This is a genomic window from Vibrio gallaecicus (assembly GCF_024347495.1).
Classification (GTDB): Bacteria; Pseudomonadota; Gammaproteobacteria; order Enterobacterales; family Vibrionaceae; genus Vibrio; species Vibrio gallaecicus.
Map to the genome: position 1 here is coordinate 1,723,838 of NZ_AP025490.1, position 26,406 is coordinate 1,750,243.

The 26,406-nt window shown below is 41.3% G+C and carries 16 protein-coding genes and 2 pseudogenes; 6 read left to right on the forward strand and 12 right to left on the reverse strand.

From position 1 onward, the window contains the following. Nucleotides 1-48: 48 nt before the first annotated feature. From OCU78_RS07465 to OCU78_RS07470, 3 genes and pseudogenes are all read left to right on the forward strand, one after another. Nucleotides 49-1,249: pseudogene (locus OCU78_RS07465) on the forward strand (sigma-54-dependent transcriptional regulator); the annotation flags it as partial. 239 nt (nt 1,250-1,488) lie between these two features. Further along, nucleotides 1,489-1,659, forward strand: a pseudogene (locus OCU78_RS22965) (helix-turn-helix domain-containing protein); the annotation flags it as partial. 85 nt (nt 1,660-1,744) lie between these two features. Continuing rightward, a complete protein-coding gene (locus tag OCU78_RS07470; protein WP_373367624.1) occupies nt 1,745-2,824 on the forward strand; it encodes a glycosyltransferase family 4 protein in 1,080 nt (359 codons plus the stop codon). Nucleotides 2,825-3,008: 184 nt separating this feature from the next. On the opposite strand, the gene OCU78_RS07475 is transcribed toward OCU78_RS07470, so the two are convergent. From OCU78_RS07475 to OCU78_RS07530, 12 genes are all read right to left on the reverse strand, one after another. Then, on the reverse strand, nt 3,009-4,421 hold the full coding sequence (locus tag OCU78_RS07475) for an NUDIX domain-containing protein (protein ID WP_137373172.1): 1,413 nt from the start codon (nt 4,419-4,421) through the stop codon (nt 3,009-3,011). A gap of 70 nt (nt 4,422-4,491) precedes the next feature. After that, on the reverse strand, nt 4,492-4,965 hold the full coding sequence (locus tag OCU78_RS07480; RefSeq protein ID WP_137373171.1) for a GNAT family N-acetyltransferase: 474 nt from the start codon (nt 4,963-4,965) through the stop codon (nt 4,492-4,494). Nucleotides 4,966-5,152: 187 nt separating this feature from the next. Beyond that, a complete protein-coding gene (locus OCU78_RS07485) occupies nt 5,153-7,030 on the reverse strand; it encodes a propionyl-CoA synthetase (protein WP_137373170.1) in 1,878 nt (625 codons plus the stop codon). Between the two features lie 39 nt (nt 7,031-7,069). Next, nucleotides 7,070-8,251, reverse strand: a complete 1,182-nt coding sequence (prpF, locus tag OCU78_RS07490; protein ID WP_137373303.1) for a 2-methylaconitate cis-trans isomerase PrpF — start codon at nt 8,249-8,251, stop codon at nt 7,070-7,072. A gap of 100 nt (nt 8,252-8,351) precedes the next feature. Beyond that, nucleotides 8,352-11,117 carry a Fe/S-dependent 2-methylisocitrate dehydratase AcnD gene (gene acnD / locus OCU78_RS07495; protein ID WP_390200170.1) on the reverse strand — a complete coding sequence of 922 codons (2,766 nt, stop codon included), beginning with the start codon at nt 11,115-11,117 and terminating at the stop codon, nt 8,352-8,354. 61 nt (nt 11,118-11,178) lie between these two features. After that, nucleotides 11,179-12,324 (reverse strand): bifunctional 2-methylcitrate synthase/citrate synthase, encoded by a 1,146-nt coding sequence (gene prpC / locus OCU78_RS07500; RefSeq protein ID WP_137373168.1) that lies wholly within the window; start codon nt 12,322-12,324, stop codon nt 11,179-11,181. Between the two features lie 203 nt (nt 12,325-12,527). Further along, nucleotides 12,528-13,421, reverse strand: coding sequence for a methylisocitrate lyase (gene prpB / locus OCU78_RS07505; RefSeq protein WP_137373302.1), 894 nt, complete (start codon nt 13,419-13,421; stop codon nt 12,528-12,530). A 98-nt stretch (nt 13,422-13,519) separates the two neighbouring features. Beyond that, on the reverse strand, nt 13,520-14,242 hold the full coding sequence (locus OCU78_RS07510) for a GntR family transcriptional regulator (protein ID WP_137373167.1): 723 nt from the start codon (nt 14,240-14,242) through the stop codon (nt 13,520-13,522). A gap of 178 nt (nt 14,243-14,420) precedes the next feature. Beyond that, a complete protein-coding gene (locus OCU78_RS07515) occupies nt 14,421-15,236 on the reverse strand; it encodes an AraC family transcriptional regulator (RefSeq protein ID WP_137373166.1) in 816 nt (271 codons plus the stop codon). 13 nt (nt 15,237-15,249) lie between these two features. Then, the gene (locus tag OCU78_RS07520; protein WP_137373165.1) at nt 15,250-15,846 is read right to left on the reverse strand and encodes a LysE family translocator; all 597 of its coding nucleotides are present in this window, start codon (nt 15,844-15,846) and stop codon (nt 15,250-15,252) included. A gap of 178 nt (nt 15,847-16,024) precedes the next feature. Further along, entirely contained in the window at nt 16,025-19,201 is a 3,177-nt protein-coding gene (locus OCU78_RS07525; protein WP_137373164.1) for an HD domain-containing phosphohydrolase, read from the reverse strand. Between the two features lie 151 nt (nt 19,202-19,352). Beyond that, nucleotides 19,353-22,511, reverse strand: a complete 3,159-nt coding sequence (locus OCU78_RS07530) for an HD domain-containing phosphohydrolase (RefSeq protein WP_137373163.1) — start codon at nt 22,509-22,511, stop codon at nt 19,353-19,355. 529 nt (nt 22,512-23,040) lie between these two features. Here OCU78_RS07530 and OCU78_RS07535 point away from each other — a divergent pair. From OCU78_RS07535 to OCU78_RS07545, 3 genes are all read left to right on the forward strand, one after another. Continuing rightward, nucleotides 23,041-24,012: a tripartite tricarboxylate transporter substrate binding protein gene (locus OCU78_RS07535; RefSeq protein WP_137373162.1), complete on the forward strand. Its 972-nt coding sequence runs from the start codon at nt 23,041-23,043 to the stop codon at nt 24,010-24,012. 277 nt (nt 24,013-24,289) lie between these two features. After that, on the forward strand, nt 24,290-24,787 hold the full coding sequence (locus tag OCU78_RS07540) for a tripartite tricarboxylate transporter TctB family protein (RefSeq protein WP_137373161.1): 498 nt from the start codon (nt 24,290-24,292) through the stop codon (nt 24,785-24,787). A 9-nt stretch (nt 24,788-24,796) separates the two neighbouring features. Continuing rightward, nucleotides 24,797-26,317: a tripartite tricarboxylate transporter permease gene (locus OCU78_RS07545; protein ID WP_137373160.1), complete on the forward strand. Its 1,521-nt coding sequence runs from the start codon at nt 24,797-24,799 to the stop codon at nt 26,315-26,317. The last annotated feature ends 89 nt before the right edge of the window (nt 26,318-26,406 follow it).

The window sequence follows — 26,406 nt, forward strand, 5'->3', positions numbered from 1 at the left end:
ATCACTATGATATTGGTTGGGTAGGATAAAATTTCAAAGGAATTGTAAATGCGTCCAAAAGTATTATTAGTAGAAGACTCAACGTCCCTTGCCATATTATATAAACAGTACGTCAAAGATGAGCCATATGATATTTTCCATGTAGAAACGGGGAAAGAGGCGAAAACCTTCATTGAAAGGCATGCTCCTCAACTTGTCATTTTAGATCTAAAATTACCCGATATGCCAGGTGAAGAAGTACTCGATTGGATTTCAGAAAGTGAAATACCTACAGCGGTGATCATCGCTACAGCTCACGGTTCAGTTGACATTGCTGTAAGTCTCATTCAGCGTGGAGCTGAAGATTTCCTAGAAAAACCTATTCAAGCTGATCGCTTAAAAACCTCTGTTGCGCTTCACCTAAAACGCGCAAAGCTAGAACACCTTGTCGACGACATTCAAACAAAATTCGACCGCCAAAAGTTCCATAACTTCATTGGTTCTTGCTTACCAATGCAAGCCGTATATAAAACCATTGATGCCGTAGCCCCAACCACCGCCAGTGTTTTCATCAATGGTGAAAGTGGTACTGGTAAAGAAGTATGCGCAGAAGCTATTCACCAAGAAAGCCAGCGCAGAGATAAGCCATTTGTGGCAATTAACTGTGGTGCAATACCAAGAGACCTAATGGAAAGTGAGATATTTGGTCACGTAAAAGGCGCGTTCACAGGTGCAACAACAGACCGTAAAGGTGCAGCAATGCAAGCTCACGGTGGCACTCTTTTCCTTGATGAATTATGTGAAATGGAATTGGAGATGCAAAAGAAACTGCTTCGATTCCTGCAAACAGGAACATTCACTCCATTAGGTGGAAGCCGTGAGTTAAAAGTTGATGTACGAATTATTTGTGCAACGAACCGTGATCCTTTAGTGGAAGTGGAAGAAGGTCGTTTCCGAGAAGATTTGTATTACCGCGTTCATGTTGTGCCCATTGAAATGCCCCCACTCCGAGATAGAGGAAGCGACATAGTTACGCTGGCTAGCCACTTTTTGAAACTCTACGCCAAGCAAGACAAGAAAAAGTTCAAGTCGATAGACAAAGAAACGCAATCCATTCTTAAACGCTACCCTTGGCCTGGCAACGTACGTCAGTTACAAAATGTAATTCGCAACATTGTGGTTTTGAATAATGAAAGCAGCGTTTCGAAAGACATGATCCCACCGCCTATCAATAGTGTAAAAACAAGCTCAACACCTAAGTCTATTTCAGCTATTAACTCAGAAGTGAAGTCCGTTGCTCAAGCGATTCCTGACGAACCAATACAGGCTCATAGCTCTTTATTGACAGAAAGCTCTCCTCAAGCAGACGGTTCTTTGCAAACAGACAGCTTTTCGCAAACAAACAGTTCAGAACAAAGTTTCTCTGGTTCGAATGTCACCACCACAGGAGCACCACAGCATTCTGAAGACAGTGTTACAAAAACAGTGTCTAATATTTTGATGACTCCAAATGGACAAATACGTCCTATGTGGAAGATAGAAAGAGAAGCAATCCAGAATGCGATTAGCCACTGTGATGGAAATGTATTGAATGCTGCAGTGTTGTTAGAACTGAGCCCTTCCACCGTTTATCGTAAGAAGCAAGCTTGGGAATCAGACGATGAGCTTAACCAAGCCTAAAGTAAGATCAAACAACACTAGTATTGGAGCTCATTCAAGTTCGAGCTCCCATACTAGGTGTGTATTGGATGATGAGCTTGAACCCATTTCGACCACATCAAATAATAGAGAGAATGATTCCCTTTCCATTCACCCTGATGAAATTTGGCTGTTCCTAGACAGCCTAGTTTTTGGTGGTATAGAAGCTCATGTATTAGAACTCGCACAAGGTCTTTTGTCCTTCAATAAAACGGTTCGAGTCATATTAGTGACTCAGTATTCACCAGAGCCTGCAATCATAGCTAAGCTAACTGAAATTAACGTCCCCTACTCGTTTTTAGCTGATTTATCGCCTCAACAATCATCTACATTTCATCAATTAAAGTCAGCCTGCGATATATACAGCCCATCTTTAATTCACGCGCATGGTTACAAAGCGAGCTTGATAAGCAAATGGGTTAAACCATTTACCAGAAATAAGCTAAAGCAACTGTCTACTTATCACGCAGGAGAAACACCTCATGGAAAAGTTTGGTTTTATGACTTTGTCGACCGCTACTCTAGCTTTCTATCCAACCACTCCCTTGTGGTAAGCCGTAAAATTCAACAAAAAATACCCAGTAAATCATCACTCTTGAATAATTTCGTTACTCTCCCTTCTTCTGAGATTAGCCGTCACCACCAGCAAAAGAAGCAGGTTGGTTTTGTCGGTCGCCTAAGTCATGAAAAAGCCGCCGATCGCTTTCTCACACTGGCGGCATTATTACCCCAATGCTCATTCCATTTATTTGGAGACGGACCTGACCGAAAAACCTTACAAGCTCAGAAATCTGATAACCTTTTTTTCCACGGTCACCAAACCGATATGAGTAAAGTATGGTCACAAATAGATGTACTGGTTATCCCATCTCGATATGAGGGTTTGCCAATGGCGGCTTTAGAAGCAATGGCTCGTGGGATTCCAGTTATAGCGATGGCGGTAGGAAACTTACCTAATCTTATTCAGCATGGGGTTAATGGTTTTATTGCGAATGATGAATCGGAATTGCACCAATTGCTTATCAATTGGTTAGCGTTAACAGAAGATAAAAGACATCAATTAGCTGACAATGCTCAACACACCATAAAGAAAGATTACTCGCCAGAAGCCGTGATCCCTAAGCTTTTAAGTTGCTATCAACTTTAAGGAAATCGCTGCAACTTCAGATAAAGCACTTCAAATATAGAAAATGAACGTCAGATTAAAAACCGCTTCCCACTTCAACAAAGCTAATTCAAAGAAAGAAAATCAAGAAAAAGCCGAATGCATATGACATTCGGCTTTTTATAGGAAGAACCCTAAACAACGCTCGACTCTAAGAAAATAAGCTCTAAGCAGCTTTATTACGTACTTTTATTGCAATACAACCGACTAATATCAGCAAAGGGAACCTCACTGTTTCTACAATTAGCGACCCAATACCGCTGTAAGCAATGTAACCACCAGCAACACTTATCAAAAAGTTAATCAGCAGTAATAAAACGATAACCCCAATCATAAAATTAAACGGAACAGCTTTTGCCAATAATTGCCCTTTAAGTAAGGTTATCGTACCTGAAATAGTTATCAGCATTGCTAGCCAAAAAGTAAAAGTAGGCAACGGCCATATAACGGTTAATACGACAGTTAATAATGTTAATCCCCACCAGACGGCCTTAGAGCTTAGCAACTCACTAATATTCACGTCAGGCTTAGCATCTAATCGAACAATGTGCCACGTACCTAAACCACCTAAAATAGCGCCCATAGCTATGTCACTCAAGAATGAACTGCCTGAATAGATTTTAAAGATAGTGATCCAAACCAAACCTACCGCTAAATAAATCCATGCTTTGGTATCCGATAGTTTTTTTAGTTTCCAAATAACTAATGAACCCAAGCTCACCCATAAAGCTGCCACTAAGCTTGGAAAGCTATAACCAGTACTATCCACCAGCTTTAAAGACGGGATATACGCATGAGGTCTAGGAAATCCAAAGCCTTGATGCGCGATTAAGCTTAGCAATGTGACAGCAACTAAAGTAAAACCAAACTTTAAAGCGAACGATCTACCAAAATACCAAGCAACCATTGGAATAATGACAATAAACACCCAAGGTTTTAATAATTGATCGGTCGATAGAATTAAGTTAGAAACTGCAGCGGGTAACGATTGGATAGCCGTTTGAAACCCTTTTATACCGCTTAACTCAGCTTGGTGAATTTTTGGCGCAGCTCCGATAAGCTCATCAACATAAGTCACTGGCTGCTCACTCGCCTTACCAAACATTCCAGTTACTCTTCCCCATTCTTCAGGGTAGCGGTATTGTTCAGGAGCAATTGAGTTTGGCTCAATAAGCATTGCTCTGCTGACTTCTACCCCATAATGAGGCGCAAACCAGATAGGCAGTTCAAAACCACCCAGCTCATTTCTATGCTGAAAGCTGATGATTTCAGAGTCTGAGACACAATCAAAAACAACAGCGCCGTCGGTGTAGCCTAAAACATGCCCGACCGTCACCGCCAACCCTGCTTCTTCCCAAGTTTCACGTTGAGCTGCAATTGATGCCGGCTCACCAGGCGTGATGGTGCCTCCAGGGAGAGATAGCTGCCCAGTAATGAGCTCATCAACGATTAATATTTGGTTATCGGCGCGGACTAAACAAAGCGCACCTTTGATATGATCGGGAAGCAAGTCATCTGCGGTAACTGAAAACGTACTTAAAAGAGAAAGTATAATTATGAAATAAAAACGAGAAAACAACACATTCACCAACAAGGAAATAGAAAACAAACTGAGTGTAATAAAATAAACTGTATGTGGCTCTTTATGTTTAACGCAACGACTTTCTCATCCATTGAATATGAGGAATGAACCCCATTTTTTGATAAAAGTGCTTGGCCGGCGAGTTAAAATCCCAAACTTCAACAAACACTTGCTGAACACCATAGTCATCAAATGTGCGCTCAAGCTTTTCAAAAAGTGACTCAGCAATAGACTCTTTTCTGTAATCAGGTAAAACATAAAGTTCATCAATACTTCCCATCTGTACAGTCTTACTCACTGTAGAAATGAGTTCGCAAAAATGCCCAGTTACAAAACCAACAATCAACTCTCCTTTTAAAGCCACATACACAAGACATTCAGGATCATCTAAGTAACGAGCGATGCTTTTTTCTTGCTCAATTTCTTCAGCGGTTTTGAAATGTTCAGGGCTTGCTAAATAGTGGTGGTGATGCAATTCAAACATTAATTCGTTTAGTTGCTCTAAATCTTTATGTTGAGCAGCCCGTAAGGTGAGTTCCATACAAATAAACTTCTTAAATCAGATAAATACATAAGTAGATTGTAGTGTACTTATACAGCGTATCGAAACAAGCAAATAGCCGTTTTCGTTCAGAGCATTTTTTCATTTAGATCATTAAGAGTTCTAAAAAGAAAACGGTCGAACTGCTGGCGACCGTTTTCGTAAAGGGCATGTTGTTTAAGACAAGCTACTTGCGGAGTCTATTCTCAATTTCATTCAAGCTTGAAGGATCATCGATCGTTGAAGGCACAACATATTGTTCCCCATCTGCAATTTGACGTATGGTTCTTCGCAATATTTTACCTGACCGAGTTTTGGGCAGCCTTTCAACAACCAATGCATGCTTAAAACAAGCGACTGCACCAATTTCATTTCTGACCTTGCCAACAAGCTCGCCTTCAAGTTGTAAATCATCTACTTTCACACCATCTTTAAGTACAACAAAACCAAGTGGTAGCTGACCTTTTAATTCATCATGTACACCCACTACCGCACATTCAGCAATGGCTGGGTGAGCACCAACAATTTCTTCCATTTCGCCCGTTGATAATCGATGCCCAGCAACGTTTATCACGTCATCAATTCTCCCCATGATGAAGAGGTAGCCTTCTTCATCAAAATACCCACCATCTCCAGAAACGTAGTAGCCTTCAAATTGACTAAGATACCCTGATTCAAAGCGGTCATGATTTCGCCACACTGTTGGTAAACACCCTGGTGGAAGCGGTCTTTTCAGTGCGACAAAGCCTTGTCTATTCGCCTCAAGTTTTTCGCCAAGTTCATCAAGTACTTCAACTTGATAGCCGGGAATGGGTTTAGTCGCAGAACCCGATTTGACTGACATTTTTTCTAAGCCAATCGGATTACCTGCAATTGCCCAGCCTGTTTCAGTTTGCCACCAATGATCAATCACAGGTTTACCGCTATGCGCTTCCACCCACTCTAAAGTCGGCGGGTCCAAACGCTCGCCAGCCATGAAAATAGACTTCAATTTGGACAAGTCATAATGCTTTAGAAGTTTTCCATCTGGGTCTTCTTTCTTAATCGCTCTAAAAGCCGTAGGCGCAGAAAAAAGAACATCAACATTGTGCTCTTCGCATACTCTCCAAAATGCACCTGGATCGGGTGTTCTTACTGGTTTACCTTCAAATAAAAGCGTTGTGCAGCCGTGTATTAAAGGTGCGTAAACAATATAGGAATGTCCAACAACCCAGCCAACATCCGACGCAGCCCAAAACACACCGTCTTGCGGCATATCGTAGATCGTTTGCATTGAATACTTCATCGCAACCGCGTGTCCACCATTATCTCGAACCACGCCTTTAGGTTTGCCTGTAGTACCAGATGTATACAATATATAGAGAGGCTCCGTCGCAAAAACCGGCACACAAGCATGTGGTAAGGCTTTATCTACTTCATAAACCCAATCTAAATCACGCTCATTATTTAGTTCAGCTTTAGCTTGTTCCCTTTGGAAAACGACTACCTTTTCTGGTTTCCAGCGGCTATCCATGATGGCTTTATCGACCAATGGCTTGTATGGCAAGACCTTGTTTATCTCAATGCCGCATGACGCTGTCATAATCACTTTAGGTTCCGCATCTTCTATTCGGACTGCTAATTCATTAGGTGCAAAACCACCAAAAACAACCGAATGAATAGCGCCTAACCTCGCACAAGCTAACATCGCCATTGCTGCTTGAGGGATCATCGGCATGTAAATAATAACCCGATCACCTTTTTCAACGCCTTGTTTAGCTAGCATTCCAGCTAGTTTGGCAACTTGATCTCGCAATTCAAAGTACGTGAATGTTTGTTTGGTCTGTGTAACCGGTGAGTCGTAAATGATCGCATTTTTATTACCGCGACCATTTTCACAATGGTAATCTAAAGCCACCCATGCGGTGTTCATTACACCATCTGCAAACCAACGATCGATACCATTCTCATCTAAAGATAACGTTGTTTGAGGCTTTTCAAACCAATTAATTTTTTCAGATTGCGATTGCCAAAATGATTCAGGCTGCGTTTGAGCCCATTGATATTCTTTTAAATAAGCAGACATGATGTCTCTCCATGCTCAGTTCATCTCCTGAAAAGGAGACTAAAATGGGACTCGAACCCACCCTTCCATTAGTATTCGAGCGCTTCGGCTCATCATCACTTTCTCAACACCCCATCCGTTATCATTTTCGAGAGCATAAGCTCCTACTTTCAACGTGCCTGATGGGTGACCAAATGTGACAAATTCTTTTACTTCATCACCTGCGGCTTGGCTAACCACTGTACCTGGGATCACTGCAGCGGAAGCAATTGCAACTGCAGCAGTTCCCATCATTGCGTGATGCAACTGCCCCATAGAGAGTGCTCTAACGAGCAAATCAACGTCTGTGGATTGGACTGATTTACCACTTGATGAAAGATATTGCTTCGGTGGAGAAACAAACGCGACCTTAGGCGTGTGCTGCCTTGTTTTTGCATCATCAAGCTGCTGTATTAGCCCCATCTTTAATGCACCTTGAGCTCGGATACTTTCAAACATAGCTAATGATTTTTCATCAGAATTGATGTCTGATTGTAACTCCACACCTTGGTAGCCAAGATCGGCTGCATTAACAAAAATGGTTGGAATACCTGAATTGATTAGTGTCGCTTGAATGACGCCAAGTTCTGGAACTTCGAGTTCATCAATTAAATTACCCGTAGGGAACATCGAGCCTCCCTCATCTGCCGGTTTAACAAAATCCACTTGGATTTCTGCAGCAGGGAACGTCACGCCGTCTAATTCAAAGTCACCGGTTTCTTGAACCAGACCTTCACGAATTGGTACATGAACAATAATGGTTTTCTCTATATTGACTTGCCATATTCGAACTTTGACGATGCCATTCTTCGGGATACGATCTTTTGCAACTAAGCCACAATGGATAGCAAATGAACCAACAGCAGCAGAGAGGTTTCCACAATTACCACTCCAATCGACAAAAGGTTTATCAATGGCAACTTGTCCGAAAAGGTAATCAACATCGTGCCCTTGCTTTGAGCTTTTGGATACAATAACTGTTTTACTGGTACTCGATGTTGCCCCGCCCATGCCATCAGTCTGTTTTCCATAAGGGTCAGGGCTACCTATAACCCTCAAAAGTAAATTGTCTCTTACTTCACCTGGGGTTTGAGCATCTTCTGGTAGGTCTTCTAAGTTAAAGAAGACACCTTTACTGGTTCCACCACGCATATACGTCGCTGGCACTCTCACTTGCGACATTTGTGGTGGTGAGGATTTCATTTGAGATTGCTGATCTTCAACTTGATCTTGGTTACTTGTACCATCTACCTGAGATTTTTCAGCAATGGTTTGAGCTGTAAATTTAATCATTTATCGCTCCTTATTGGGCTAAAAAATCTTGGGCAAAGCGTTGTAGAACACCACCTGCGTTATAAACCAAAACTTCATCAGCCGTATCCAATCGGCATGTAACAGGGAGGTCGATCTTCTCACCATTTTTTCTGGTAATGACTAAAACTAAATCCCCTCTTGGCTCAATTTCACCGATTACGTCATAAAACTCTGTACCATCCAACTCAAGTGTATGGCGATTAATGCCTTCTTTAAATTGCAACGGCATTACGCCCATTCCAACTAAATTGGTACGATGGATCCTTTCAAACCCTTCAGCCACAATCGACTCTACACCAGCTAATCGAACCCCTTTGGCTGCCCAATCTCTTGAGGACCCTTGCCCATAGTCTGCACCCGCAACAATGATCAGCGGCTGCTTTCTATCCATATACGTTTCAATGGCTTCCCACATACGAGTCACTTTACTTTCAGGTTCAATTCGTGCAAAAGAGCCTTGAACCACTTCTCCTTGTTCTTTGACCATTTCATTGAATAGTTTCGGGTTTGCAAAAGTGGCGCGCTGAGCGGTTAAGTGATCACCACGGTGAGTGGCGTACGAGTTAAAGTCTTCTTCTGGTAACCCCATTTTGGCTAAGTATTCTCCCGCAGCGCTGCTTGCTAAGATCGCATTCGAAGGTGATAAATGGTCTGTGGTGATGTTGTCTCCAAGAAGCGCTAGTGGGCGCATTCCCGACAATATGGTCTTACTCTCATTAGCAGCATTGTGTTTTATTTCTTTCTCGAGTTTACCTAATAGCTCGGGTTTGCCTGATAAAGCAGATTCCCAATAAGGTGGACGACGAATGTAGGTACTCATTTTTCGCCAGTCATAAAGAGGATTAGAGTTAGCTTGTTGGTTATCCTGCTTAAACATCTGAACATAGATCTGCTTAAACTGTTCAGGTTTCACATGCTGGTTCACCACCGCATCAATCTCTTCATCACTTGGCCATAAGTCACTCAGATAAATATCTTTACCGTTGGTATCTATTCCCAAAGAACCACGTTCAATATCAAAGCGTATAGAGCCCGCAAGCGCATAAGCAACCACTAAAGGCGGTGAGGCTAAGAAGGCTTGTTTTGCGTAAGGATGAATTCGACCATCAAAGTTTCGGTTCCCTGAAAGTACGGCGGTTGAATAAAGATCTCGTTCGATAATCTCTTGTTGAATGTTAGGGTCAAGAGCCCCACTCATACCATTACAAGTCGTGCAGGCATACGCCACAATACCAAAACCGAGTTGTTCTAATTCAGAGAGAAGATTGGCATCTTCAAGATATAACTTCGCCACCTTAGAGCCCGGAGCAAAAGAGGTTTTCACCCAAGGTTTACGAACCAATCCAAGTTGATTGGCTTTTTTTGCAAGTAATGCTGCCGCAACGACATTTCTTGGGTTACTAGTATTGGTACACGAGGTAATTGCCGCAATGATCACCGCACCATCAGGTAGAGCTTCGTCCTGTGGTTCTCCTAGCTGTGGTCCACCTAGATGTGATTTTGAATTAGCATCCACACTCAGTGCTGATTGGGGTTCTAAACGAGTGGTATTCAAACACTTTCCAGCAATACCTTGTTCAACCAGTTCTGATGTCGGCAATCGTCGATGAGGGTTAGAAGGACCAGCCAGCGTTCTTGTCACTGCTGATAAATCAAATTCAAGTACTCGTTCATATTCTGCAGTTTCTAAATCACTAGCCCAGAGACCCGTTTGTTTTGCGTAAGTCTCAACTAATTCAACTTGTTCAGGCTCTCGCCCCGTCAGTTTCAAATAGTTAATGGTTTGCTCATCAATATAGAACATGCCTGCCGTCGCGCCGTATTCAGGTGTCATATTTGAAATAGTGGCACGATCGCCAATGGTTAACTCTTTTGTTCCTTCACCAAAGAACTCTAGATAAGCAGATACCACTCGCTCATTACGAAGAAACTCTGTAATCGCCAACACAATATCAGTTGCTGTGATACCCGCTTGACGCTTCCCAACCAGTTTAACGCCAACAATATCAGGTAAACGCATCATTGACGGGCGCCCTAACATCACAGTTTCCGCTTCCAAGCCTCCAACACCAATAGCAATAACACCCAAAGAGTCGACATGAGGAGTATGGCTATCTGTCCCTACACAGGTATCTGGAAATGCGATGCCACTTTTAACTTGAACAACTGGTGACATTTTCTCTAGATTGATTTGGTGCATAATTCCGTTGCCCGCTGGAATAACACTGACATTTTCAAATGCCGTTTTGCACCATTCAATGAAATGAAAACGATCTTCATTTCGTCTTTCTTCTATCGCTCGGTTTTTTTCAAACGCATCTTGCTCAAAACCAGCATGTTCAACGGCTAACGAGTGATCAACAATTAGTTGAGTTTCAACTACTGGGTTCACCTTTGCAGGGTCACCACCTTGTTCTGCAATCGCATCACGAAGACCAGCCAGATCAACCAGTGCTGTTTGACCTAAAATGTCGTGACACACTACGCGAGCAGGATACCAAGGAAAGTCGAGATCTTGCTTACGTTCAATAAGCTGCCCAAGTGAAGCCACTAATGATTCAGGCTCACAGCGACGTACTAGGTTTTCAGCTAAAACCCGTGAGGTATAGGGAAGCTTTTCGTACGCGCCCGCTTCTATTTCATTGACTGCGGCACGAGCATCGAAATACTCGTGCTGAGTACCCTTTAGTATTTTCCGGTATTGATAATTTAATACCGGAGAGTTTGTTTTTGAATTACTCATCATTCCATCCATGAATCTAACCTAAATGATCGATTGCCTAATTGCACAATCACAACATGTTCCATTCAGCTGGTTACTGTCGTTGTTCTATTGGTAACCAATCTTGATGTTCAGGTCCGTCATAGTCGGCACTAGGTCGAATAATTCGATTATTTTCACGTTGCTCAAACACGTGCGCAGCCCAGCCAGTTAGCCGGCTCATCACAAAAATGGGCGTAAACAGTTTGGTTGGGATGTTCATAAAGTGGTATGCGGATGCATGGAAAAAGTCCGCATTACAAAACAGACCTTTCTCTCGCTTCATAACGGACTCAACACGTTCAGAAACTGCGTATAAGTGGCTGTCACCGACACTTTCAGACAGTTCTTTTGACCAACGTTTGATTAAAGCATTTCGAGGATCGCTTTCTCGATAAATGGCATGACCAAAACCCATGATCTTATCTTTATTCTCTAACATGTTGAGAATATTGGCTTCAGCTTCATCAGGTGTTTGCCAATCTTGAATCATATCCATAGCGGCTTCATTTGCACCTCCATGCAATGGACCGCGCAATGTACCAATTGCGCCAGTAATACATGAATGAAGATCGGACAAAGTAGACGCGCACACTCGGGCTGCAAATGTAGACGCATTAAACTCATGTTCAGCATAAAGAATCAGCGAACAATGCATGACATTTTTATGTAATTCTGTAGGAGACTGACCTGTCAGCATTTTTAAAAAGTAACCACCAAGACACGCTTCGCTATGATCTTCTGTGTCAATACGCACTCCATCGTGACTAAAGCGATACCAATAGCAAATGATTGCAGGAAATATAGCAAGCATTCGTTCTGTCGAATTCAGCTGCTGAGTAAAATCATGCTCTTGTTCTAAGTTTCCTAAAACGGAACACCCTGTTCTCATCACATCCATTGGATGAGCACTAGCAGGTATCAGCTCTAAAGCTTGTTTGAGCTCTGCTGGTAAACCGCGTAAACCAATGAGTTGTGTTTTATATTGATCCAACTCGTTTTGGTTCGGCAAATGCCCCCTTAGTAACAAGTGAGCGACTTCTTCAAACTCGGCATTATCGGCTAAGTCTGAAATGTCGTAGCCTCGATAAGTAAGACCAGTCCCCGTTTGACCGACAGTGCATAATGATGTGGTTCCAGCGCTTTGACCTCTAAGACCTGCGCCACCTATAGCTTGATTCTTATTAGAAGAACTAGGCATTGTGAACTCCTTTTCTATCTTAGTGAGTGCGCCCTCTTTGGAGCGATTACTTTGTCGCAGGTGCAAGTGATTCAACGAACACTTTGATTCAGCGAGAGTAAATACATCACACTAATTTTCACGTTATTGGATTAGGTTAATTTGTATTTTCTTTACGTTTTAATTTCTTTTTTTACTTAGCTGTTTCTTAAATACTTAGTTGTTTAATCATTTTTAAACAGTTGATCGAGTTTATCTTCATAATCATGATAATTAAGGTGCTGATACAGCTCTTTCCGAGTTTGCATATCACCTAATAATGCCTCTTGATTACCTTGCTCAAGCAAGTGGGCATAAACCATTTCAGCTGCTTTATTCATGGCTCTAAAAGCACTAAGCGGGTACAACACCATGTCCACTTTTGAAGCTGCTAGCTCTTGAGTATTAAATAATGGCGTTTGTCCAAATTCAGTAATATTCGCCAAAATTGGAATGTGTTTACCTGTTGCGGATTCCAGTGACGTTGAGAATTGAACATATTGGTCTAGAGTATTCATCGCCTCAGGGAAAATCATGTCTGCCCCTGCTTCTACGCAAGCTATTGCTCGTTCAATCGCACTATCAATACCCTCTACTGCTAGGGCATCAGTTCTTGCCATCAAAACAAATTCAGGGTTAATGCGAGCATCTGCGGCAGCTTTTACTCGATCCACCATTTCTTGTTGGCTGACAATTGCCTTATTCGGTCGGTGACCACATCGCTTTTGGGCAACTTGATCTTCCATGTGAACAGCTGCTGCACCTGCTTTTTCCATCGCTTTAATAGTTCGAGCGATATTAAATGCCCCACCGAAACCCGTATCAATGTCCACGAGCAGTGGAAGATCACAGGCATTAGTGATTCTTTCGACATCCACCAGCACATCATTCAAGGTTGTGATCCCTAAATCTGGAAGCCCATAGGATGCATTCGCAATCCCCCCTCCAGAAAGGTAAATGGCTTGATGACCTAAATTTTTCGCCATCATCGCGCAATATGGGTTAATAGTGCCGACAACTTGTAGTGGGTTATTGTCTTCAACTGCTCGTCGAAACTTAGCCCCGGGACTTAAACTCATCATTGGTTCTCCTGTTAATAATACTTATCCGTGTATTCTTTTTTATCCATGCGTTCTTTTCTGTAAATTCCTAACAGCGCTTAACAAACTTAGTCGTACTACCCTGACGTGGTACTCATTTGCTGTTCTATCAGTGTTCGGCTTCCTGAGATATGCCTTCTCATTAGCATTTCTGCTAACTCCTCATCACCATTTTTTATCGCTTGAAGGATGTACTTATGTTCGTCGAGGGCTTGTTCTGGTCGAGATTGAGATCGTGGTACCTGATAACGGTACATTCTAAGAAGGTGGTATAGCTCATTACACAATAGGGAAATAAGTTGGGTATTACGGCTAGCTTTGATGATGCGATAATGAAAATCAAAATCGCCGTGTTGATGGAAGTAAGAAGAACCTTCAACTTCATCAATGTGCTTCGAGTGTGTTGACAATAGACCTTCAAGAGCAAGCAATTCATCCTGAGTGATATGTCGAGCCGCTAAACGAGCGGCCATGCCTTCCAGTGCCTCACGGACGGCATAAAGCTCCATTAGTTTCTCTGGGGAGAAGGTGATTACCCGAGCTCCAACATGAGGGATTCGTTCTATCAGTCCCAAGCCTTCCACTCTCATGATGGCTTCACGTAAAGGACCACGACTAACTTCAAAACGCTTGGCTAACTCAGGTTCTGATATTTTACTGCCTGGAGCAATCGAGCCTTCAACAATCGCTTCAATTAAGTACTCGGTAAGGCTTTCCGATTTTGTATTTTGAGATTCAGACTTAGATTTATCAGACGTACGATTATTCGTTTCATTATTTATCGAAAGCGTACTGTTCATTGTGAGCACCTTATACTTAGTCATTCATTGTGAGCGATTTAGATACTCACATTGTCTACAATTTGTTTCTCTAAATATAAAATAGACGATAAAAGTGTCGACAATCAAGAAAATTGTCGACAATTTAGACTAAGGTAGTAGAGTGCTACAGGGGGTATGAAAGGGGTTAAAATCAGGATTAACTAAAGAATGACTGATACAACCTAGGTGTAACGGCGGTTCGCTTCTTAAAGTTACGTTGGAAATGCGCCTGGTCTGAAAATCCTAATTGATTTGAAGTGTCGACAATTGTTTGACCTGTTTTAAGCATCTCTTTGGCGCGCTTGATTCGCTCATCCAGTAAATACGCATGTGGAGACAAGCCGTAATACTGCTTAAAGCTTCGAATAAGATGATACTGACTAACGCCGATTTCTTGGGATAATTCAGTCAAAGACATATTTGAATCGAGGTTATCTATAAGCTTTTCTTTTACTCTCGAAAGATGAGGCGCAGTGAATACTTTGCTCTCTTGAGGTTTATTTGAAAGCGTAAAGCCTTTACTTATAAATTCAAATAACTGGTACTCTGCCTCAAGTACACTTTCACCACTGATTAAGCTTTGGTACAAAGCTTGAAATTGTTTCTGAAGGTCAGTTCGCTTTTCAAAGTCATTTTCAAAAGCAAAATAGTCGTAACTCGAGCTATCAAGGATTTGTTGCTGCACTTTTCCCATCCAAAGACTATCAACAAACAGCATGGAATAAGACCAATTACCTTGCTCTGGGTTACATGAATGAACATCAGCAGGGTTTATTGTCACAACATCATTCACACCAATATTATGCTTGCTTCCACGGTTGGTATAAAAGGCTTTCCCGCTATTGATGATTCCGAACGAAAATTCATCATGTGAATGCGCTTCATAGCAAGCATTTGAATCGCTCGCTACGCGAATTTCAATTTGTGGTAATAACGAGCTTTGTTTAAACGCAACTGAGTTATCTTTTGCCATTCCCTGCCCACCTTTAAACCCAAATACTCGAAATTGATACAACTAAGAGCATTGCCATGGTTTGATTAAATCGTTTTTGTCTTTTTTCTGACTGTAAAAATTGACGAATAACATGACCAATAGCCGCCCATGAAGACACTCCAATAAAACAAGCTACTAAAGAAATTCCCGTAAAAATGACCAGCTGAAGCTCCACTGAGTCGTAACCTACAACATATAAGCTAATTCCAGACATAGCAACTAACCAAGCTTTGGGATTAATGCACTGCATTACAACGCCATGCAGTAAACTTGGTGCTTTTCTTTGTTCTGCTTCGCTAACACTTTGGAAAGGAGCTGTAGCAATTTGCTTAGCTAGGTAGAGTAAAAATAAGCTACCGATGATTTGCATGGTTTGCGCTAAGTTTGGGATTAAGTTGGCTAATGAACTCAGTAAATGTCCAGAGATAAATACCACTGCACTGTACGCAATACTGGCTCCTGTTACGTACATTAACGCTTTCATAAACCCATAATTCGCAGCTGTACTTGTCGCGACCAAGTTCACTGGCCCTGGCGAAATAGCACCAACAATTGCAAATACTGACATCGCAACCATAATTTGTTCCATAAATACTCCTAAATTCCTACACTCACTTTAACCAAGGGTGAGTTTAATTTATTGAACAATATTGCGGTTTAAGTGCTTTCCTTTGCTGATTAGTTCCTGTTCCGAAACTAACAAGTAATAAAAAAGCGCACGATCAGGTGCGCTTTAAAACCAAACCATTCCTAACATATGCTATGGGTCAGCCTGCTTTAGCTAAGGGTGCGAAGTATTTATTAATATCAACAAAATCAATTTGTTCTGGCTTCAAGTATTCCTGTGCATATCGAACATGAGTACCACTAGATAAAAACAAGCGGAAAAGCTCCATATCTAAATGTTCATCCAACGCCATTTTATACATGATATCAACCGCGATACTGATAGGTTTAGCTTTCTTATACGGCCTGTCAGCGGCAGTTAACGCTTCAAATATGTCAGAAATTACCAAGATACGTTCAGGAATAGAAAGATCTTCAGCGGTTAATTTCCTTGGATATCCCGTCCCTTTTAAGGTTTCGTGGTGTGTTGATGCATAACGCGGTACACGGCTTAATTCTTTCGGGAAAGGCAGGTTCTCAAGCATCTTTATGGTACTGAGCATATGCTCATTAATTTTAAAACGATCTTCTGGAGTCAATGTGCCACGAGCGATACTCAAGTTATACACCTCTCCCATATTGTATAGATGTTCCGGTACATCCATTTTTATACCATGCTTAGGATCGAACTCCAGTGGTCGATCTCGCTTAACAATATGCTCAGGCTTATCAGAAAGCAGAGGTTCTACTGCAGGCAAAGAAGAGTGAGTCACTTTATTAAGTTCTTCAATTGGTGATAGACCAAGTGCATCATCAAAGTTTCTCATCCACGTGATTTGAGCAATCTCTTGAATTCGAACAACTTTGTCATTACTCATGAATTCACCACCAACATTTGATGTAGCTATGAATTCAAAATCTTCTTTCAACTGCAATTGTTTAGCCGCTAAATCAACTTCAATCACTTCAGTTGACTCAACACCTTCCAATTTTTTCTTAAGTGCAGTAATTTCCGCATCTCGCCAAAGTACTTCAAAACGAGTTCTCACTTCGTGAATGCGGTTATAGTTAGCTTCTAATTTGCTTCCTTTATCAACAATATGCTCTGGTGTAGTGATCTTTCCACAGTCATGTAGCCAAGCTGCAATTCGGAATTCTCGGCGTTCGTCATCATTTTCAAACTGAAAAGATTCAAAAATACCGGTGTCACATTTTTCTGCAGCATCGGCCAACATTAACCCGAGTTCTGGAACTCGATTACAGTGCCCAGCAGTGTATGCCGATTTGTCATCGATAGCTTGTGCAATAAGTTTAATGAATGCTTCTACAAACGCTTCTTGTGCTTCTTCATGCCGTTTGATTTCTTTCGACATTTCCACAATCGCGGCCGACAATTCCCAAATTTCAGAAATACGTGTATCTGATTGTTTCACCTCATCGTATTGGCGATCTTTAATCAGCTGAGTTTGATCGATTAGGTCTTTGATTGGGTCGACAATTGGTGAGCCGAAACGCCATGCAAGAGGTAATAAGCACAACAAGAAAGCACCAGTAATCAGCACTGATTTCGTCACTTTATCCATGACCTGAGCAAGTACAACGCTTTCTGCAATTAATACTGCGAAATATTCACCATTCACATGATCTCTTGTTGGAGTAATGTAGATGTATTTGTCCACACCAGACACAGTTCGCTTAAGAAGTTGACCATGAGTAGATTCAGAATGTGCCAACTCATATAGTTCCAAGTATGGAACTCGTCTCATGTCTTCTTTCGCTTTCTTATTTTTTAAATTTAACCACTTGTCATCTAAATATTGTCGTTGCTCTGGGGTAATGTTCGCAATCGCTAAATTGATGATATCGACAATCTCTTTATCCTGAGATTTCATCAAAATGTGGTAAGCGGTTGGGAAGTTGTTATCTAATTCAGCAACACCTTGATTTACCGTCACATCAGCCAAGAAGTATTGCTTAACAGCAGATTGCAAAATGGCAGAAGTATCAATGAAAGCACTGATTTCATCAGCTCTTAAAGCATCGATGACCTCATTTATTGTCGAGAACTCTACCAATTCAATATCAGGATATAGGTCACGAAATTTAGGTACGATTGACCAACCAGTGAGAATCCCAAGCTTCTTGTCACTAAGCTGATTCAATGAATTGATTTCACCAAAAGACTTTTTGGTCGCAAGCGCAAAAGGTAAATGATAAATAGGATCACTAAAATCCCCTACCGCATAGCCTTGATTATTGTTTTGTAAGGAATGTAATACATCTAACGAACCATCGGTGTACTGCTGAAGTAACTCGCTCCAAGTAAAACCATTGATGAACTCAAATTGTAAACCAGTTGATTTAGATAATTCATTGAGCAAGTCTACTGCATAGCCTCTTGGCTCTCCCGATATAGCATAGTCCATAGGACCCCAAGCATTTTGGTTGGATACTTTTAAAGAGCGCGCACCATTAACTAATGCTTTTTGTTCATCACTCAACACCAGAGTTTTACCTGCTGGCATCTTATTGGAATAATCAGGGGCAAGGTTAGTTGCTATGACTTCTCCGTTACGTCTAAAAACAAAAGCTTCAACGCCTATAGTGGGGCCTGAGCTCGCGAGAATTGACTTCATTCTATCGGACATAGAAGAAAGCAAAACATCGACTCCGAGAACTTGCTTATATCTAGGCAGTTCAATTGAGAAGGTCTGACCCGTTATTTTCAAATGTTGAAATAAGTAAGGCTGAGTTTTGTAAACCTCATCGGATGCACTTTTGAACCATGGTCGCTGAGTGGGGAAATAATTACTGTCAACTGAAGTCATGTAACGCTCTTGGAAGCTCTCATCGAAAAAATGAGTTTGCTTTAAGCGTTTCGTCCCTTCATTAAATACATGGATTACGACCCAGCGGTCTTGAGGAGAGGCATTGATTTTTTCACGAACAATAGGAGAAGATTCAAGGTTAATAAGCTGATAAAAGTTATCATCTTGCCCACCAACATAAACACTGTAAATATGAGGGTTATTATTAAGAACATCAGAAAAGATATTTCTCATAGTGAGTCGGTCTAGTTCTGAGTCGGTCGCCTTTAATATTGAAGCAAGTAATTTTGTTGTGTAACTGCTTTCGCCATCAGAATCTTTTACATAATCACTAATATTATTGGCAATTATTGAGTATTTAGTCAGCGTATTTTCTGTAGCCAATTTATTATTGAAGTAATACTGCAATGAGATAGCCAGCATTGCAGTAATGATTGTCGCAAGAATAAACATCCCGCCGACAGTAAGCCGAATAGAAAACTTTTTATTATCCCTGTAGACTTTATCCATATAGTCTGACATCCATTTTTATATTGTTATCATCGCATCTGAGTATTTCAGAACTATATACTGTATATAATAAATCCATCGATGACAATAATGTCATAAGAATTATTTAAATGATCAGAGCATCCATGCTCTAAATCTTTCATCAATGACTTTATGCCAAATACTTTTCTATATCGACATGGTCATTTTGTTCTGGTTTCAAGTAAATTTGAGCATATTTAACATGTGTACCGCTGATTAAAAATAACCTGAACAACTCGATGTCCATGTGCTCATCTAAAGCCATCTTGTGCATAATATCTACAGCCACACTGATAGGCTTAGCTTTCTTATAAGGTCTGTCTGAAGCCGTTAAGGCTTCAAAAATATCAGCGATGACTAATACTCTCTCAGGTATAGATAAGTCTTCAGCAGTCAGTTTACGTGGATAACCAGTTCCTTTGAGAGTTTCGTGGTGTGTAGAAGCATAACGAGGCACCCGACTTAACTCTTTAGGAAAAGGTAAGTTCTCTAACATTTTGATGGTACTGATCATGTGCTCGTTAATTTTAAACCTGTCTTCAGCAGTTAAAGTGCCTCGCGCAATCGAAAGGTTGTACACCTCACCCTGGTTATATTGATGCTCAGGCATTTCCATTTTGATATTGAAGCTTGGGTCAAGATCCGCTTGTCTTGTTCTATGAATAATGTGTTCTGGCTTATCAGAAAGTAATTTTTCTTCTACCGGGAGCTCTAGTTTAGATTCGCCTCGTGACATTTCTTCAATCGGTGACAAACCTAAATTGTCATCAAAATGCCTTAGCCAAGTAGTTTCCGCAATTTTCTTAATTTTATCGACTTTGTCATCGCTCATGAATTCGCCTCCTACGTTGGAAGTTGCGATGAATTCATAATCTTGAGTCAACTGTTGATGGGCCAGTTTTAAATCAGATTCAATTTGCTCTTTACTCGCAGTTCCTTCAAGTAAGTCTTTCAATGCCTTGATTTCTGCATCACGCCAAAGTACTTCGAACCGCGTTCTCACCTCGTGAATACGGTTATAGTTAGCTTCCAATTTAGTGCCTTTGTCGACAATATGTTCTGGAGTGGTAATCTTCCCGCAATCATGTAACCAAGCCGCAATTCGGAACTCTCTTCTTTCCTCATCATTCGTAAAGTTAAAGTCTTTGAATGAACCAAAATTAGACTTCTCGGCAGCTTCCGCCAACATCATTCCAAGCTCCGGGACTCGATTACAATGCCCTGCTGTATATGGGGATTTGTCATCGATGGCTTGAGCGATCAGCTTGATAAATGCCTCTACAAATTCTTCTTGCGTCTGTTCATGCTGTTTTAATTCCGCCGACATATCTTGAATAGCAGTAGAGAGTTCCCAGATTTCTTTGATACGTGTGTCAACAAGCTCGACATTGTCATAATCACGTTTTTTTATTTTCCCAGTTTCCATTCGCAAATGCTTGATCGGCCTTACAATTGGTGCACCAAACACCCAAGCTACAGGTAGCGTTAAACACATGAGAAAAACCGTTACACCAATGGATGTTGTCACTCTTTTTGTCACTGTTGCATAAATTTCTTTCTCGGGAATGACAACCGCAAAGTACTCACTGTGACTGTCGTCTCTAGGAATTGCTTTCAAATAAAGATGCTTAATTTTGCCATCAAGTTCAATTTGAATCATTTTGCCTGTTACTGTCGCGGTTTCTGCCATGCTGTGTAATTCACTGTAAGGCACCATGGTATTTTTATTCGCAATTCCCGGCTTAAACCATTTATTTTCTAGAACAGTCATTTGTTCGGCGGATATATTACGAATCGCACGATTAATTATAGGGATCAAAGCAGAATGCTCAGGTCTTAGGGCAATATAAAACTTTGTAGAATAAGGACCGGTCAAATCTTCAAGGTTTTCACTAACTTTTAAATCAGTGTGGAAGTACCTTTCTAATGCAAAGGCTAGGACAGGTCTCACATCAAGTACCGCATCACACTCCCCTTTTTCAACCGAATCTAACGCCTTTTCTAAACTAGAGAACTCCACTAATTCAATACTTGGAAAATCTTCCTTTAACTGTTTGATAATCGACCACCCCGAAAGGACCGCCACTTTTTTACCTTCTAAATCCGCATATTTTGAAATAGAAACGGAGTTAGAATGCGTCACAACAGAAAACGGTAAATCAAAGATAGGATCGGTATAAAGACCTTCTACACCATTGCTCGAGTATTTCTGAATGGAATGTAACGCGTCTAACTCACCTTCTTTGAATTGATTCACCAATTCTCCCCATGAGAAGCCGTTGACAAATTCGAAGTTAATACCAGACATGTCTTCAATAATAGACAACAAATCAATAGCATAGCCTTGCGGCTTTCCTGATACGGAAAAGTCCATCGGTCCCCAATCATTTTGATTAGAGACCAAAACGGCACCAGTTTCAGCAACCTCTTTCTTCTGAGCTGAGGTCAAATCAATACTAACTGTATCCTGAATTACGTCTTTAATTTTTGAAACTTGGTTAGTCGCGATTATGTGACCTGATTTAGAGTAGAGGTAGGACTCAACTTCACTGTCTGCCTCTAGCCCTAAAGCACCTGCTGACATTTTATTTGATAACGAAGACAAAACGATATCAATACCAATCACGTGCTGGCTACTTTGATTGTTTTTAGAAAGGAAAGCTAAAGAGTAAGTTTGGCCTGTAATTTGTAAATGTTGGAATAAATAAGGTTGAGTTTTTTCAACCACTTTTTTATTCGCCGAAATATACCAAGGACGAGTTGTCGGGAGATAGTTTGTTGACTCTGTAGTGCGGTCACGCAGGTTAAAATTAGCGTCATAAAATTCAGTACTTCGAATTCTACCTTCTGGACGGTTTTGAATATCTATCACCACCCAACGATCTTCCAGTGTTGCCTGTATTTTGTCCCTAACTCTTGGAGAGGATTCTAGGTTGATGATCTGGAAAAAGTTATCGTTTGATGACCCAATATAAATACTATAGAAGAGTGGGTTATCTTTAATGGCTTCAACTAAGATAGTTCTTACTTCTGTCTTAGTTAGTTGGTTGCTGATAGAGCGGTTTACTGAAGAGAGTAAACGAATGGTATTCGCAGCATCTGAATCAATAGAGCCCATATAATCACTCAGTTCTTCAGAAGCCATTGTTAATTTTGATAGCGTATGTTCCGTTGCCATCTTCTTACTAAAATAATACTGCAAAGACACGGCAACTAAAGCTGTCAATATCGTTGCAAGTAAAAACATCCCTCCAACGGTAACTCGTAGTGAAACCTTTCGATCTGTCATTCCTATTCAATCCCTGAATTTAAACAATACTGTACTCAATTCTATAAGTACTTATTCCTATATTTTTGTCGTAGCGTCAACACCTTTCAATACAATATTCGATAAAATGCAGCTTTTCCCTCAGCCTTCCGCATTTTTTACCCTATTTTATATAGTAACAGTGTCATATAAACCCGTTCATTTATTTTGTGTATTTCTCTTAAAAATGCGGCGATCATCATTTAAATTTTTCATTTTCATTCTTGTAAATATTACGTATTGAGCACCTGAACTTTACACCTCTGCCTTATTTCGACTCCGTTATATGTCTTTCATCCACCAGTTACCTATCAGGGTGTGAACTTTATGAACAAAATTCCCTTTATGTTCTTTATTCTCAATATCACCACATTAAAGACAACCTCGTAACATCACGTTAACTTTATGAACATCTACTCGACGAAGTGTTTTACTAAAAACGTTCAGTAGGAACCATAAAAGCATAAGTATCAAACAACGATTTGATACGCTCACATAAGGAACGTGAATCATGTTTAAGGCTCTAAAACCTACACTAGCCGCTTCAATCATCGCAGCTACCTTCTCATTTAGCTCTTTTGCTGCCGATGTTGAAAACATCCATTTCCTAATTCCCGGCGGTGCTGGTGGTGGTTGGGATATGACGGCTCGAGGCACTGGTGATGTACTGGTCAAATCTGACATCGTCGAAAACGTCTCTTTCCAAAACTTATCTGGTGGTGGTGGCGGTAAAGCAATTGCCCACCTTATTGAGACGGCGAAACGTCAAGAAGACACGCTAATGGTGAACTCTACACCTATCGTTGTTCGATCTCTTACTGGTATATTCCCTCAATCTTTCCGAGACCTAACTCCTGTAGCTGCAACCATTGCTGACTATGGCGCTATCGTGGCGTCTGCCGATTCTAAATACAACACGTGGGAAGATGTAGTTAAAGAGTTCGAATCAAACCCACGTAAAGTAAAAATTGCTGGTGGTTCAGCACGTGGCAGCATGGATCATTTAGTGGTTGCAGCTGCATTCAAAGGCGAAGGGTTTGATGCCAAAAAAGTTCGCTACATCGCATACGATGCTGGTGGCAAAGCGATGGCCGCTCTACTTTCAGGTGAAACTCAGCTGCTTTCGACTGGTCTAGGTGAGGTTTTAGAAATGTCTAAATCTGGTCAAGTAAAAGTACTGGCAGTAACGGCACCTAAGCGACTTGAAGCCGCACCAAACATTCCTACCCTAATGGAATATGGTAATGAAACAGTTTTCGCTAACTGGCGTGGCTTCTTCGCCGCACCGAACACCAGCCAAGCAAAAATTGATGAGTGGAACCAAGCTCTAAATAAGATGTACCAAACGGATGAATGGCAAGTGGTTCGTGACCGCAATGGTTGGATCGATAACTACAAAGCTGATAAAGATTTCTACGCGTTCCTTGAAGACCAAGAACAGCAAATGGGTGATTTAATGCGTGAATTAGGCTTCTTAAAATAAGGTCCGATTTACAGGGCTGTTAATCTCAGCCCTACCCTGATTGAAACAGTTTCACCGTACATGAGTGCAACCCCAAACTCCTTTGTTATTAGTGAGTCGTTTTCCTCTTTGTTATCGCTGGCTGCACCTAACAGTTGTTAATATCGATAATTGTAAGCCTGTGGCTATGGCTGAAATGAGTAAGCTTCTTACCTTCTGTTAATGATCCCGATCTTTCTCATTAACTCGCTTATGTACGGTTTTTTATTTCTTTTTTACCTTTCAAACGGAGTTGGATATGTCGGATTCGCCAACCAATTTTTTAAGTAAGGATTACTTGCTATGTCGAGATCGCGTCGGCGCAATGATATTCCTGCTTGTATGCCTATGCTATGGCTACCAAACCACCCTCATTCCTCTTTTTCCAGGCGACGAATACGAACCGTTCACGGCTCGAACTTTGCCGACTTTACTGACCTATGCCGGAATTGCATTATCACTTTTACTACTAGTCACTGGTCAGGAAGACAAAGACAGCGGCGCTGTCACTGAATTTAACTGGAAACTGCTCATTGGTTTCTTATCTCTTATGGCTCTTTACGGGTTAGGGCTGACTTACATCGGGTTCGTACTTTCTACAGGCTTATTCTTAATGTCAGGCTTCTACCTGTTAGGTGAGCGTAGCAAACCCATTTTATTTGGTGCTTCATTCCCATTTGTGATCGGTTTTTATCTTCTTTTAACTCAAGGCTTAGATATTTATTTAGAGCCTGGCTTAATTTTCACTCTTTGGTAGGGAAACATTATGTTAGACGGAATTTTACAAGGGCTTTCTACCGCCATAATGCCAATGAACATCATGATGGTGATCGTTGGGTGTTTTGTAGGAACCTTCATCGGCATGCTGCCCGGTCTAGGTCCTATATCTGCAATAGCGTTAATGATCCCAATCACTTATGGTCTTGACCCATCTTCGGGCTTAATCTTAATGGCTGGTGTTTATTATGGGGCGGTATTTGGCGGCTCAACTTCTTCGATACTGATTAATGCACCGGGCTGTTCATCAACTGTTGTGACGGCTTTCGATGGTTACCCAATGGCTCAAAAAGGACAGGCAGGTAAAGCTTTAGCCCTCGCTGCTTATTCTTCTTTCACTGGAGGGACACTTTCAGCCATTATGCTTCTGATCGCAGCTCCTGCATTAGCAAGCGTGTCACTGAGTTTCCAATCTTCAGACTACTTTGCGCTTATGTTACTTGGTCTATCTGCTGTTGCAGCATTCGCAGGACCAGGACAAGTAGTAAAAGCATGGATGATGACTATTTTAGGTTTGATGCTTTCAACCGTTGGTATTGACAAAGGTGTGGGCGTAGAACGCTTTACCTTTGGGCTGACTGATTTAATGGATGGCTTTAGCTTCTTATTATTAGCAATGGCAACATTTGCGCTTGGTGAAACGCTGATGGGGATTTTGAAACCTGAAAAAGACACTAGCAGCGAAGAAAGCCAAAAAATGGCAGATATAGGAAGCATGAAAGTCACGAAGGAAGAAATCAAAGAAGTGGCACCCGTTTCTATTCGCTCTTCCATTCTTGGCTTCTTCACGGGAGTATTACCAGGCGCTGGTGCGACTATTGCGGCTTTCCTAAGCTATGGCATGGAACGAAGCTTGGCACCAAAAGATAAACAAAAAGAGTTTGGTAAAGGCAGTATTCGTGGCTTAGTCGCGCCTGAGTCGGCAAATAACGCAGCATCAAGTGGTTCATTTGTTCCTTTACTAACTTTAGGTATTCCTGGGTCTGGCACCACCGCTATTATGTTAGGCGCATTAATCGCTTATGGTATTCAGCCTGGTCCTCGCCTATTCGTTGAGCACCCAGATGTTTTTTGGTCGGTCATTATTTCCATGTACTTCGGTAACATAGTATTAGTGATTCTGAACTTACCTTTAATTCCATATATCTCTAAGCTATTAGCTGTACCAAGAACTGTACTTCTTCCAATGATCTTGTTCTTCTCGATTACTGGTGTGTATTTAGTCTCTTTCAACACGATGGACGTGTTCATCATGCTTATAGTGGCAATGGCAGCTATTGCTTTACGGCTTGCTAACTTCCCTCTTGCACCACTGCTTTTAGGCTTCATATTAGGCGGTCTGATGGAGGAAAACTTGAGACGTGCACTGATGATTGCTGATGGCGAACTTAGTTTTTTATGGGAACGACCTATTACGATGACCTTTACCGTTTTAGCAGTATTGGTTCTGAGTAGCCCAGTACTAATGAAATTGTTCCAGCGATTTAAAGCAAAACCAGTTGAAGCTTAATTGCTAAATTCAAATACCTAAAAGCCCTAGCAAACAAACCTGTTCGCTAGGGCTTTTTCTTCTTCACAGAACCACTATCACTAAAGTGC

Bases quoted from the DNA above. Each gene is read 5' to 3' on its own strand.
- OCU78_RS07530 (WP_137373163.1), bottom strand. From the start codon at position 22,511: ATGACAGATCGAAAGGTTTCACTACGAGTTACCGTTGGAGGGATGTTT.
- OCU78_RS07510 (WP_137373167.1), bottom strand. From the start codon at position 14,242: ATGAACAGTACGCTTTCGATAAATAATGAAACGAATAATCGTACGTCT.
- OCU78_RS07545 (WP_137373160.1), top strand. From the start codon at position 24,797: ATGTTAGACGGAATTTTACAAGGGCTTTCTACCGCCATAATGCCAATG.
- OCU78_RS07540 (WP_137373161.1), top strand. From the start codon at position 24,290: ATGTCGGATTCGCCAACCAATTTTTTAAGTAAGGATTACTTGCTATGT.
- OCU78_RS07480 (WP_137373171.1), bottom strand. From the start codon at position 4,965: ATGGAACTCACCTTACGGGCTGCTCAACATAAAGATTTAGAGCAACTA.
- OCU78_RS07525 (WP_137373164.1), bottom strand. From the start codon at position 19,201: ATGGATAAAGTCTACAGGGATAATAAAAAGTTTTCTATTCGGCTTACT.
- prpC (WP_137373168.1), bottom strand. From the start codon at position 12,324: ATGCCTAGTTCTTCTAATAAGAATCAAGCTATAGGTGGCGCAGGTCTT.
- OCU78_RS07515 (WP_137373166.1), bottom strand. From the start codon at position 15,236: ATGGCAAAAGATAACTCAGTTGCGTTTAAACAAAGCTCGTTATTACCA.
- OCU78_RS07535 (WP_137373162.1), top strand. From the start codon at position 23,041: ATGTTTAAGGCTCTAAAACCTACACTAGCCGCTTCAATCATCGCAGCT.
- prpB (WP_137373302.1), bottom strand. From the start codon at position 13,421: ATGAGTTTAAGTCCCGGGGCTAAGTTTCGACGAGCAGTTGAAGACAAT.
- acnD (WP_390200170.1), bottom strand. From the start codon at position 11,117: ATGGATGGAATGATGAGTAATTCAAAAACAAACTCTCCGGTATTAAAT.
- prpF (WP_137373303.1), bottom strand. From the start codon at position 8,251: ATGAAATCCTCACCACCACAAATGTCGCAAGTGAGAGTGCCAGCGACG.
- OCU78_RS07485 (WP_137373170.1), bottom strand. From the start codon at position 7,030: ATGTCTGCTTATTTAAAAGAATATCAATGGGCTCAAACGCAGCCTGAA.
- OCU78_RS07520 (WP_137373165.1), bottom strand. From the start codon at position 15,846: ATGGAACAAATTATGGTTGCGATGTCAGTATTTGCAATTGTTGGTGCT.